This window comes from Flammeovirga kamogawensis, from assembly GCF_018736065.1.
GTDB lineage: Bacteria > Bacteroidota > Bacteroidia > Cytophagales > Flammeovirgaceae > Flammeovirga > Flammeovirga kamogawensis.
Genome location: NZ_CP076129.1, coordinates 36,580 through 49,711, shown reverse-complemented (window position 1 = coordinate 49,711; position 13,132 = coordinate 36,580). Strand labels below are relative to the sequence as shown.

The following is a 13,132-nucleotide window of genomic DNA, read 5'->3' as shown; positions in this document are numbered from 1 at the left end:
ATTTTTCATTAAATGAAATACACGCCTCTTCTCATTGATAGTTAAAAGTTGGGTTATAAGTAGTTCTTAGTTTTTCACAACTCTAGTGACTGTTGTTGAATCATTATCATTCAACTTTAGAATATAAATGCCCTTTTGTAAAGTTGAGAGATCAATTGTATAAAAACGTTGATTATCAACTTGTATTTCTCTTAATTTCTGTCCTCGAATTGTATATAATTCTATTGATTTTAAACTATCTTTTTGATGTAAATCAATTTTTATATTTTGATTAGTAGGGTTAGGATATACTTTAATTTTAGATAATTCTTGAGCAACAAAGCTGCTTATGATATCGTCTTCTACATGTAATTTAAAATCTATTGACTTAAGATTAAAGCTAGAGTTATCTACTTGTATTTTAAGAAGATATTCTCCTTCTGTTAATTGTAAAGTACTTTCCTGATTTTCCCATTCACTATACCCTCCTGTATTGGTAAAAGTATACTCAGAAAGTAATGTTTCTTCATTATTTATAACTTGATAAAGGCTTGTTTTTCCCGTATTATCTAATGGAGTGGCTGCATTATAAGTAACATCATAAAGACCTGAAGTAGGAACATTAACCATAAATTCTAAATAACTTCCTATCTGAGGTTGTACTATAGCCGGTGTTCCATTACTACTTAATGTTGAATCAAAAGTAACCATATGATTAAAGTAATGTTCACCTACATTAATATTGGCAGGGAGTGTATGGATTACATAATTTTTTGGTGTAAAATCGACCCAATTTAAGTTAAACTCCTTACTTTCAATAGTTAATCTAAGAGTAAAATTACCTTCTGGTAAAACAACCTCAGAAGAAAAAGTATTCCAATCTTGCCATCCACCTGTTTTTTCGAAAGCAGTGGTAGTTAGCAAAGTTGTATCGGTGCTAGAAATTAAAGATAGTGAGGCACTTCCTGCATTCTCATAAGCTGCCGCAACTCTATAATTTATATTATACACAGTCGCTTCTTGAATTTCAACATTAAAATCTAAGTAATCTCCCGGATCTGCATAAGAAGTATTGTATCCACCAAATGCATCAGCACAATGTTCAAAATTTAATCCTTGATTAACAGTATAAAACTCTGTTTGTATTTTACCCGGAATAGACAAGCTATTTACTTTATTGGTAAAACTCATTCTATTTATATTCACTGAGCCTTCTTTCACTTTAAAACGAAGTATATATTCTCCTTGTTTAAGGTGAGCAGAAGTCACAAAATCATCCCACTGTTGCCATCCATCAGTACTTACAAATGTAGATGTCTGAATTCCTATAGGAATACCATCATCTCCTAAAATTATCACTTCAACTTTTGCATTCATATAAGCTGTTGCAATTCTATAAGTCAGTTCATAAAAACCTTCCTCAGCAACTTGTACCTTATAATCTACATAGTCATCTCTATCAGCAAAAGATAAATTATTACCACCATCCGTATCTAAACATTCTTCCAACTCAAAACCACTATTTACAAAATAGTTTTCGGCTTTAATGTTTCCAGGTAATTGGTGTATTAAATATGTAGTATTCTCTACATTTAAGTTGGCTACAGTACCCACGTTAGAACCATCTTCAGCAATTAAATGAGTTGAGTTAACAGTTAATGCAATGTTATCTTTAAATAGTATTTCTCTATCAATAGTAATATCAATGAGTCTTTTATTCGTTGCGTTGTAACCTATAGAAGTAATAGTAGAACTTTCGTTATTTACTTTAATGGCTACATCTTCTAAAGATAATGCTTGGTTTTGATCCCACTCTTTATTTAATACTAATTGAATTTGTGTTCCTTGTTGGTTGGTATATGCTTTTTCAATTGTTGTTTCAATAGATGATAAAGGTCTAGCATTAGTAAAACGCATATAATTAAGGTTACTTCCACCTCTAGCTAATAAAAGCTTTATTTTATGTGTTCCTTCACTCAATACAATATCAGAAAACACTTTGTCTTCCCATAGATCCCAACCACCAGTGTTATCTAAATGCATAGTTGCACCAACAGCTACATCATCAATAAGAAGTTGAATAATTGCAGCATCATCTGTAGCAGATGCGTTTCTAATTAATAGATCATATACTTTTGAAGTTGGGACATTAATTGTGTATTGTAACCATTCATTTGTTTCTACCCACCCTAAATTATATCCATTAGTTTCTGTATCAGTACATTTTTGCATATCTACGCCATCATTTCTGTAGCTCCAACCTGTATTCCATGCTACAAATTCATTTGTATTCATACTATAGTTGGCCACTGTGTTATCTGAGTAGGCAGATCCGTTACGTCCTAAATCATAATCTGACAGATAAATATTTTCTCCTAAAAGATGATTTTTAAATGGTATTGTTTCTGTAGTATAAGGCTGACGCATCATTGCATCTACTACATCATATTTAATTTTTACATTCGCAATATTGTAATTTCTAGCATAGGTCATAACAGCATTGTAGGCTTCGTCTTCTGTTAAAGCAACTGTTTCTTCACCTTTCCAATAACGCATTAAATACTCGTAGTCTTCATTCATAGGTACTTCCATAGGGTTATTTATACCTGCTTTTTTTAACGGCCACCAAGACCACCCCACATTATTCGCTTCACAAAGTGCAATCAAATCTGTGTACCAAGTATTGGAATTTTCTCCAGTTTCACCCAACCATAATGGTACATTGTACTCCTCGCCTAACGTTATTACCCAATCAAGATCATTTGCTCTATTGTACGACCAATATTTATGAAAACTATATGCCATATTATTGTCCCAAGGAGGCGTTAATCCAGTATAATCATTTGCCCATGAATTCCCTTCAATAAAAAGAATATGATTCTGATCTACAGCTCTAATTGCTTCTGTAACATTTAAATACAATTCCAACATTAAAGCATTTTCGTTTGGTAGAGTCCAATTTGTTTCGTTCAATAAATCATAACCACCTACCCATTTCTCATTGGCGTATCGCTCTGCTAATTTACCCCATAGTGCAACCATTTTATTTCTATTATGTTCGCTTTCCCATAAAGAAGGTTTGGAAGGATCATAATCACAAATATCTGCATTTGCACCCTGACCACCTGGAGCAGCATGTAAATCAAGAATAACATACATCTCGTTGGCTTCACACCAAGAAAGTAGTTCATCCATCATATCAAAACCTTTAGTTAACCAAGTATTTTCTGTTATAATTGGTTCATCCTCAATTGGCAATGTAAAAAGGTTATAATGTAATGGAACACGTACCGTATTAAAACCCCAAGCTTTAAGAGAATCTATATCAGCTTTTGTACAATGGTTAGCAAGCCAAGCATCGTAAAACTCTTCAGTTCTTGCTTCTCCTATTGTTTCAGCCAACTTTTGTTTAAAAGCCCATTGTGTTCCGTAAGCGCCATCAGATTTCATTAAGTAGCCTTCTTGTAACATCCAGCCTCCTAAACCCATACTTCGGATAATAAAGTTATTTCCATCCCCATCATGAATTTCCCTGCCTTCAGCATGTAAATATTGTGCATAGGTTGATAGTGTAAAATTGAATAATAGAGCTGATAAAATCAGTATAAGTTTATTTTTCATTGATTTAGATAAATTGAAGTTTTGAGCTTTAGTGGTGGTAATATATTACTTTTTAATGATGAGTAATTATCATTCCAACACTAAATTACATTTTGTTCATTTCTTTTTCATTTGATGATACAAACATAGATAAACGTAAATACTACAACTAACTTCTAATAATTAAATACCAACTACAAATTGATAAAAAGAATATACAAACGATATACAAAGAGCACTACTCAACTAAAAATCAATATTTTACAATGTTATATTATAAAGGTAAATATTTGATAAAAGACTTCTGATTTATGACGTATTATTAAATAATAAAACTGTTCTGACATAAAAAAAACTGCCTAAAATTTTAGACAGTTTGTATAAAGAAAATAGTTTCTACTAGTTGAATTAGCTTTTACTCAAATTCTTTAATGTAATGATCTAAGTCCATATCGTTAGATAACTCCAGCTTCTTCTTTAACCTATACCTATTCACAATAACACTTTTTTGCGTTATGTTCATTAAATTAGCAATTTCATGATTACCTAAATTGAATTTAATCAAAGAAATAAGTCTAATATCATTCTGAGTTAATGTAGGATGTTTTGCTTCCATTTTAGAGATAAAGTCTTTGTGGAGATCTTTAAACAATTCATGAAAAATGAGACTCTTTTTTTCAGTATTCATCTCCTTATCAATTTTCTTTATCCATAAATCAGTCACTCTGTGCTTTACCCCTATTAAATCGTCTTTTAATTCTCTTAATAATTGATTTTTCTGAGTTAAGAGTTCTGTATATTTTAAGAGTTGTTCATTTTTAAAAGAGATCTTTTCCTCATCAAGAATTAGTTGTTGTTCTAATTGTAATTTCTTTAATTTCTTCGCTGTAGAATATTTGTAAAATAGATAAAAAAGAAAAACTAAAAAGAGTATTACAAATAAATAAAGAATGATCATCCATTTTGTTTCAAACCATTCTAATTCTATAGAAAGTAATAAGCTATACTCGGCAACAACACCTCCATTTAAGCGAGATCGCAATCGCATTTTATAATTTCCTCCTTTAATCTGTGTATATTCTTTTACCTCGTTTACAGACCATGATGACCAGTCTGTATCGTAGCCTTCTAGTTTGTAACTAAACTCAACAAAATCTCGAGAGCTCTTTAGAATACCAAAATTAAAGTTTAAATCATTTACCTCTGCATTAAGAACTAATTTAGTATTCTTAAAAGGATACATATAATTGATTGTAGTATCAGATGTTATGGCTTTAACATTCGTAATAAATGGCTTTGGCGTTTTTACCCTTTTAGATTTCGCTTGTGGATTAAATATTTCTACCCCCCTGTCTGTAGCTATCCAAAGCGAATTATCAATAAATTTAAAACACTCATCTCCTTCTAATAAATTAGTATCAATAGCACTTAGTACTTTATTAAATGAATAATAATTGCCATCATGAATATTCATTAGCAAATCTAGTTTACCATTTTGAATAAAAGCTAAGTATTGATCGTGATTACCTACAACTAAACGTGTAAGACCGCCTCCTGAAATTTTGTTTAGAGGTGGAGTATTAATTTGAATGAAAGAACCATCAATATATTCTGACAAGTAGTTGCCATTATAGAATACAACTTTGTTTTTTAAGGTAAAAAAATCGTCTTGTCCCTGATAATCTTCAGTTTCTATTGCTTTTTCATTTGCTGTAAGTGTGTATTTTTTTAGGCTTCCCTCTTTACTTTTTGCCCATATAGCTTTTTCTTTTGCATCGTAACCAATTTTAGGGTTTCCCCAATAATATAAGTTACCAATTTCTTTAAACTCAACTCCATCAAACTCAGCAAATAATAAACCTATATATGTAGATAAAATGTATTTGTTTGTTCCTTTAAAATTAACAATTCTAAGTACCCCTGCAGCAGTATAAACTTCTTTAAAAACACCATTCTCATAAGAAAAAATACCATTATTATGATTGATAAAGAGATGATTATTTATTTCTTCAATAGACCATGTTTGTCCAGAAAGTTTAGGTATAAATTGAAACTTATTTCTGTTATCAGACTTAAAAACCCCTTTATTTGTGGCTAATAAAGTAAAGTTGTCCTTTACAAGAAAATCGTAGGTTGCTCCTCCGTTAAAGATTGATTTTACTATTTGTTGATTCTCTACATATCCAATCCCATAATCTAAGCCAGTCCAGATATTACCTATTTCATCAGATTTTAAACATAAAGTTGTGTTATCAATTAAACCATTTGATGTATTGACCTGATTTAAAATTAAACCTCGCTTGTAATCATAAAATATTAACCCTTTAGAAATTGTTCCAAAAACAACTTGTCCTTCTTGACTGTATTCTATTCCTTTAAAAATTGTTGCATCTGTAATTTCTTTCGGAAGGTTATATTCTGATTTCTTTTGCTGTCTATCAAGAGTAATTAACTTAGATTTATCAGCTATTATATAATAATGGTTTGCACCTTTAAACGATGTATGAATATCTGTAATTGAATTTAAGGTATCTTTAATTACAAAAGAATCATTCTCATTAAAAAAGCCAATTCTATTTAAACGGTCTATTCCTATAATTTTATTATCAAAATCTATGATATTATACAGACCTTTAGGAAATTCTATAAATGAAGTCTCCTTAATCGTTTTATTATAAATATATACACCAGCCTCTGTCTGAGCGTAAATTTTATTGTCTCTAGTTTCAATTTTCCAAACTTGCCCTTTTACAATGTTAGCTACATGATTATATTCTATGTTACCAAATCCATTAGCTGCAAAATAACCCAATTGAATGCTACCACCAGTCCAAATCGTATCATTGTAAACAAGTAAACTTTTAACATTATCGTTTTTTGATGTAGGTATAACCTCCCAACTATTGTAAATATGATGTAGTAAACCCTCATTATTTCCAAAATATACTGATCCATAGCTATCATAGCCTATAGCCCAATTTTGTCTTCCTGCCTTATAGTCTAATTTAGAATAAGAAGTCACCTTTGGTAAAAAAGGAAAAGAGAAAACAGTTGTTGTTACTATGAGAATGGTTAAACAAGCCCAGAGAAGTTTATTTATAGTTGTCATTTTGATTATATTATAATTACTACAAATATATCAATAATTGAAGTAGGTTATAAAGTAAAATCACTTATTAATATTAAATAAGAAATACTCCTTCTCAGAATAATTTCATGTTGTATTATAATTGATTATTCAAAAAGAAAACTGTTTATAGCTTACAGAAAATAAGTGAATATATCATCATTTATTAATGACTTTGATTACCATATCATTACACTTTAAGTGTTAAATTGACACTAACAAAATATTCAAGCACACTAAAACTAGTATACCCATGGAATCATTTATCTATAATTATTTAATCGAAACAGAATTACGGCATAAAAAAGTTCCTGTTGCCAATGGCATGATCGTAACCATGTCGAGAGAGTTTGGCACAAATGTTCGACCTGCTGCACAATTATTAGTAGATGAGCTTAATGCAAAACAGGTTGGGTTTAAAATGCTAAAAAAATCTTGGAAATTAGTTGATAGCACTATTTTAAATAACCTATCTAAAGAACTTAAAGTATCTGCAAAAGAATTAAATAATTTTATTCCCGTTCAGAACAAAAGCATAATAGACCAAATTATGTACAGCCTTGATATAGGTAATAATACTCTCGATGAGCAATTATTAAACGCGTTAAAAACCGTAATTTTAAGTTATCTAGAAAGAGGTAATGTTGTCTTTTTAGGAAGAGGGGCTTCATTTTTTACCGATGGATTGCAAAATGCACTCAGGGTAAAAGTAACTGCATCAGAAAAATTTAGAGTAACCCAATTTGCTAGGAAAAACGATTTACGAGAAAGTTATGCTCGGGAAATCGTGCGACGTAAAAACAAACGTCGTAAAAACTTTTTAAAATATGTTTCGCAGAGTGTCCCAATTAACTATGATTTAACCATAGAAAGGGACGATTTATCAGACCATGAAATCGCTAGTAGTATTCTTTCCTTAGTTTCTGAAAGAGAAATTGAAATGATGCGAAACGTTTAGTTGATGTGCCCCTTCTCTATATTTTTAGTGAAGGGGCTTTTTTTTAGTTTTCGTTTAAGAATGCTTCATCATTCACCTTTTAAAATTGGCTTCATTACAAATTTACCGTATCCTCTTTTCTATTTGTTAAACTAGAAATATTGATTTGAAATAAGTTAAAATAGTTAGAAATAGGACAACAGTTTGTGGTTCATGAACTGTTGTTTTTACCCCCCTAATTTAAAAAATTGAAAACCCATAGTGATCTTAACTCAGATATTAATATATTTATATACTTATTTTTTATTACCTATCACATACCTATGAGATTCAATCATTTCACTTATTTAATTGTATTACTAATGCTTTTTTCGTGTACATCTAATACTGTAGAAATAACATTAGGCGTATCTAAAGAATTAGCTGAATATCGTTTTTCTAATTATTCTAATATTCATTATGAACTTCATTTTGAACTACCTGAAGAAAAAGAAGCTGATATTTTTGCTACTTCATTAATTAAAGTAACACTTAAAGATAATACTAAGCCTTTAATACTTGATTTTAAAGCCAACGACACACACATTGATAATCTTATAGTGAACAATGAAACGTGTTCTTACGATTATATTCAGGAACATATTGTTATCCCTAATACATATTTAGTTGAAGGTGAAAATAAAATTTCTTTTCAATTTAAAGCTGGTAAACAATCTTTAAATAGAAATAAGGATTATATGTATACCTTGCTTGTTCCGGACAGAGCAAGAACTTTATTTCCTTGTTTTGATCAACCAGACCTGAAAGCAAAATATGTGCTTAGTTTAGACATGCCCGAAAAATGGGAAGCTATTGCAGGAGAATATGCTACGCAGAAAGAAACCGTTGAAGGTAGAAAACTATTAGTATTTGGTGAAACTGCTCCAATTTCTACATACTTATTTTCGTTTGTAGCAGGTAATTTTAAAAAGGAAGAGTATGATGATGGTAAACACAAATTTACTATGCTTCATTTAGTTGATAAAGAGAAAATAGACAAGAATAAAGACGCTATTTTTAAGCTGCATGTTAAAGCCATTGATTGGATTGAAAACTATACAAATATACCGTTGCCTTTTCATAAACTTGATTTTGCTCTGCTTCCTCCATTTCAATATGGTGGTATGGAACATGTTGGAGCAATTCAGTACAGATCTTCGTCTTTAATACTTGATGAAAACGCTGGCGATACAGAAAAATTAAGAAGAGCACAGTTAATTTCGCATGAAGTAGCACACATGTGGTTTGGAGATCTAGTAACCATGAAATGGTTTGATGATGTTTGGTTAAAAGAAGTGTTTGCTAATTTTATTGCAGCAAAAGCAGTAGAACCCTCTTACCCAGAAATTAATCATGATGTACAATTCTATGTTTCTCATCAATACAGGGCCTATCCTATTGATAGAACTGAAGGTACACATCCTATTCAGCAAAATCTAGAAAACTTAAACTTAGCAGGTACTTTATATGGTGCTATAATTTACTCTAAAGCACCTGTTGTAATGGCTCAGTTAGAAGAAATAATTGGTTCTGAGGCCTTACAACTTTCTTTACAGAATTATTTAAAGAAATATGCTTTTAGTAATGCTACCTTCGATGATCTAATTAATGTAATCGTAGAAACTACTGCAAAAGATATTAAGCCATGGGCAGATCAATGGGTAAAAAAAGCAGGAATGCCTAAATATAAATTAAGTATTGAAGAAGATAACTTAGTTATTAAAACTGAAGATATTGGTTGGTCACAAATAATTAAAGTGAACAATACAACAGTAAATATCAACTCAGCAAACACTTCAGCTCCTTTAGGCAAAGCAGGAAATTATCCTTTAGACCAATCTGCAAAAGGTTATGGATATTTTGAACTTGCAGCTGATTTACAAACACTATTGATTAAGAACATTGCTAATTATTCTGATAAAGAAGCCATGACTGTTTATGGTAATTTGTGGGAAAATTTTCTGCATAAAAATATAGCTATAGAAACCTATCTTCCGTTTATCTTAGAGCGTTTGAAAGTTGAAGATAATTCTCTGTTAAAAAAGATGTTATTTGGTCAGTTTAAAGAGATTTATTGGTATTATTTATCTAAAAGTGAACGTACAAAGCTTACAAAGAAAGAATTTCCAATTTTTAAAAACCTTTTAGAAAAAAGTACTACAAATACATTAAAAACTTTTTACTTAAAGGTACTAATTTCACTTGATCATACTAAAGAAGAATATGCATTTTTAGAACAATACATTACGCAGAAAAATACTATCCCAACTATTAGTGATGCCAATAGAATTGCACTTTTCATGAAACTACGAATGGAAAAATTAGCTACATCTAGAGAAATGGAAAGAACAGTGGCAAATAATCTCTCTTCTGATTACTATAGAAGTTATCTTACATATATAACCCCTTCTACAAGTCCTGATTATATAGAAAGAGATGCTTTTTTTGAAGATATTAAAAATGTAAAAAATAGAGGTAACGAACCTTGGGTAGAAAATGGACTTGGGTACTTAAACCACCCATTACAGGCCGCAAATTCAATCAAATATATTGAAGCGACTTTAAACCTTTTGCCTGAAATACAAAAAACTGGCGATATCTTTTTCCCATTCGGTTATTTAAAAAATAGCATTGGAAAGCGAACTGAAAAAAGCGTTATTAAAAAGGTACATCAATTTCTAGAACATAATAATATTGACGATAAATTAGAAGCAAAAATACTTCAAAACCTTGATCCTGTAATTAGAAGGAATCAATTTACAGAAATGTTGTAATTATTTGTATTACAATAAAATAACACCTCTCTTAACGTCTTCTATAAAATGGAGACAATTAAGAGAGGTGTTTATATTTTGTGCAGTATATTAAAGATTATAAAGAAGTTACACCACCACCTTCATACGTAGTAATTACAGGTTTTTGATCAGGCTTCTTTCTATCAAGAACATAAAATTTACCTTCATCTTTAAAACATGAACCTAAATATTCAGAGGCTTCTTTTACATGAATATAATCTGGTTTTTTATTCAACAAGTTTGAGATTAATTTATCTTTGTTCTCTAAATTCCACATACTCAAGTCTCCTTCTTTTACAATCAATAAACGACTATTATCAAAAGAGATATCAACGTTGGTAACATTACCAAAAGGTAACACCCCAATTTGCTTTAGCTGCCCAGCTCTTTCATGAATACTAATGGCATAAACTTCTGTAAATTCTTTACTTAAAGTAAAAATATAATATTCCTCCGTTGTCTGATTCACAATCATTGCACTAGCGTTTCTAGGGCCGTTGGGATATGTAAAATACTTTACTTCTGGTGCTACAAAATCGTCTTCAATATCATTTTCTTTAAAAGAATATACTTGAATATCCTTACGGGATAAATGAGGGTCTCCAATATCTGCTACATGAATCGACATCTGGTCTTTATCATTGTAGCTTTTTGCTAAATCTTCCCATGCTATAGAAGTTCCTCGTATAAATACTTTCTTTTCTTGTTTTCCTGTTTTTGTGTTATATAAATAAATGAATGGGTTATTTCCTTTATTCTCTTGAACCCACAAATAATCCTTGTTTTGGGAAGGTATAATTCCAGTAATTTTCTCTAGATCAGGCGAGATAGCTTCCTCATGTATGGCCAAATAAAAGCCAGAATTAGGAACTTCACTCTTCTTTTCTATCGTTTTACATGAATAAATACAAACAAGAGATAGTAAGAACAGAAAAATAATTTTGCTATTAAACATCAGGTAGTTAATCTAAAATAGTTGATCGTCATAATAATAATTATAAATTTCTTTAAAAAAGAGATATAAAGTAGCATCTATTATGGTATGTTGACAAAAAAAAAGTGTCACAATCCATTCTTATTTGTCTTATCAAGTTAACTCATTTAAAAAGGTGTATTTCTACTATTTCAATTAATAAATACAACCAAAACATCGATTAATTCAATACCTCAAGATCAACAAAAAAAATAGGAAAGAATACTCCGTTAAACATTCAATATTATCAAAAAGTTATTAGCTTTATAATACTTAAACTTAAAAAACCTATCATTAATCATGGACGTAGAAATCCTCTCTCGAATACAATTCGCTTTTACAATCTCATTCCATTATATCTATCCTCCATTAAGTATTGGTATCGGTTTAATGCTTGTCATTTCCGAAGGAATGTTTTTAAAAACACATAATAAAAAATATGAAGTTCTAACTCGGTTTTGGACTAAAATATTTGCTTTAACCTTTGGTATTGGTGTAGCAACAGGTATAGTAATGGAATTTGAATTTGGCACAAATTGGGCTACTTACTCCCGCTATGTTGGCGATATTTTTGGTTCTGCACTAGCAGCCGAAGGGATATTTGCCTTTGCTTTAGAAAGTAGCTTTTTAGGTATATTATTATTTGGGTGGAACAAGGTTAGTCCTAAAGTTCATTTTATTTCTACTTTAGGTGTTTTCTTAGGTTCTATGTTTTCTGCAATTTGGATTGTGGTAGCCAACAGTTGGCAACAAACCCCTGCAGGTTATCATATTGTTGGAGAAGGCATGATGGCTAAAGCAGAAATAACAGATTTTTGGGAAATGGTTTTTAACCCTTCAAGTGTAGAACGGATTTTACATGTTTGGGTAGGTGCTTTTCTTGCAGGAGCATTTTTATACATTAGTGTTCATGCCTATTATTTAGTGAGAGATAGACATCAAGAGATTTCTAAAACAGGTATTAAATTAGGCTTAATTGCTGCAACTGTTTTTTCTATTGTTCAACTTTTCCTTGGACACTTATCTGCTGATGGTGTCGCAAAGAATCAGCCTGCTAAATTAGCCGCTTTTGAAGGACATTATCATACTGAAGACCCTGCCGATTTGTATTTATTCGGATGGGTAGATCAAGAAAATAAAGAAGTTTATGGTTTAAAAGTCCCTGGTGGACTTTCTCTACTCTTATACCAAACTTTTGATGGCAAGGTAACGGGATTAGATAAATTTGCAGTAGAAGACCAACCCAGTCAAATAAATGCTATTTTCCAATTTTATCATCTAATGGTAGGAATTGGTATGCTACTAATTGGTCTTTCTCTTTTAGGTAGTTTCTTGCTATGGAGAAAGCAGCTTTTCAATCATAAATGGTTATTATGGATTTTTGTATTTGCAGTAATATTGCCTCAATTGGCTAATCAGTTTGGTTGGTTTGCTGCAGAAATGGGACGACAACCTTGGGTAGTTTATGGCTTATTGCGCACATCAGATGCACTCTCTAAGGCAGTTCAGGCAGATCAAGTATTATTTTCATTAATAATGTTTTCTTTAATTTATTCTCTTCTATTAGTCTTGTTTATCTACTTATTAAATAAGAAAATTAAACACGGTCCAGAAGATGCTCATCTGATAGATCATCGTCCTCATCAACAAGGTATAAATAACTTTTTCACTAAAGATTAACA

6 protein-coding genes are annotated in these 13,132 nt (G+C 30.8%); 3 read left to right on the top strand and 3 right to left on the bottom strand.

Going from position 1 to position 13,132, the window contains the following annotated elements; all coding sequences use genetic code 11:
* Window positions 1-66: 66 nt before the first annotated feature.
* The gene (locus tag KM029_RS19170) at window positions 67-3,600 is read right to left on the bottom strand and encodes a carbohydrate-binding protein (RefSeq protein ID WP_144076467.1); all 3,534 of its coding nucleotides are present in this window, start codon (window positions 3,598-3,600) and stop codon (window positions 67-69) included.
* Between the two features lie 394 nt (window positions 3,601-3,994).
* Window positions 3,995-6,688, bottom strand: coding sequence for a helix-turn-helix and ligand-binding sensor domain-containing protein (locus tag KM029_RS19165; RefSeq protein ID WP_144076466.1), 2,694 nt, complete (start codon window positions 6,686-6,688; stop codon window positions 3,995-3,997).
* Between the two features lie 271 nt (window positions 6,689-6,959).
* Between KM029_RS19165 and KM029_RS19160 the strand changes: the two genes are divergently transcribed.
* Window positions 6,960-7,664, top strand: coding sequence for a cytidylate kinase-like family protein (locus KM029_RS19160; protein ID WP_144076465.1), 705 nt, complete (start codon window positions 6,960-6,962; stop codon window positions 7,662-7,664).
* A 341-nt stretch (window positions 7,665-8,005) separates the two neighbouring features.
* Complete coding sequence (locus tag KM029_RS19155) at window positions 8,006-10,456, top strand: M1 family metallopeptidase (protein WP_158631213.1); 2,451 nt, start codon at window positions 8,006-8,008, stop codon at window positions 10,454-10,456.
* Between the two features lie 97 nt (window positions 10,457-10,553).
* On the opposite strand, the gene KM029_RS19150 is transcribed toward KM029_RS19155, so the two are convergent.
* Complete coding sequence (locus KM029_RS19150) at window positions 10,554-11,432, bottom strand: hypothetical protein (RefSeq protein ID WP_144076463.1); 879 nt, start codon at window positions 11,430-11,432, stop codon at window positions 10,554-10,556.
* 318 nt (window positions 11,433-11,750) lie between these two features.
* Between KM029_RS19150 and KM029_RS19145 the strand changes: the two genes are divergently transcribed.
* Window positions 11,751-13,130 (top strand): cytochrome ubiquinol oxidase subunit I, encoded by a 1,380-nt coding sequence (locus KM029_RS19145; RefSeq protein ID WP_144076462.1) that lies wholly within the window; start codon window positions 11,751-11,753, stop codon window positions 13,128-13,130.
* Window positions 13,131-13,132 lie beyond the last annotated feature (2 nt).

What these genes read in the sequence shown, in the direction of transcription:
- KM029_RS19150 (WP_144076463.1), bottom strand. Translation starts at nt 11,432, where the DNA reads ATGTTTAATAGCAAAATTATTTTTCTGTTCTTACTATCTCTTGTTTGT.
- KM029_RS19165 (WP_144076466.1), bottom strand. Translation starts at nt 6,688, where the DNA reads ATGACAACTATAAATAAACTTCTCTGGGCTTGTTTAACCATTCTCATA.
- KM029_RS19160 (WP_144076465.1), top strand. Translation starts at nt 6,960, where the DNA reads ATGGAATCATTTATCTATAATTATTTAATCGAAACAGAATTACGGCAT.
- KM029_RS19145 (WP_144076462.1), top strand. Translation starts at nt 11,751, where the DNA reads ATGGACGTAGAAATCCTCTCTCGAATACAATTCGCTTTTACAATCTCA.
- KM029_RS19170 (WP_144076467.1), bottom strand. Translation starts at nt 3,600, where the DNA reads ATGAAAAATAAACTTATACTGATTTTATCAGCTCTATTATTCAATTTT.
- KM029_RS19155 (WP_158631213.1), top strand. Translation starts at nt 8,006, where the DNA reads ATGCTTTTTTCGTGTACATCTAATACTGTAGAAATAACATTAGGCGTA.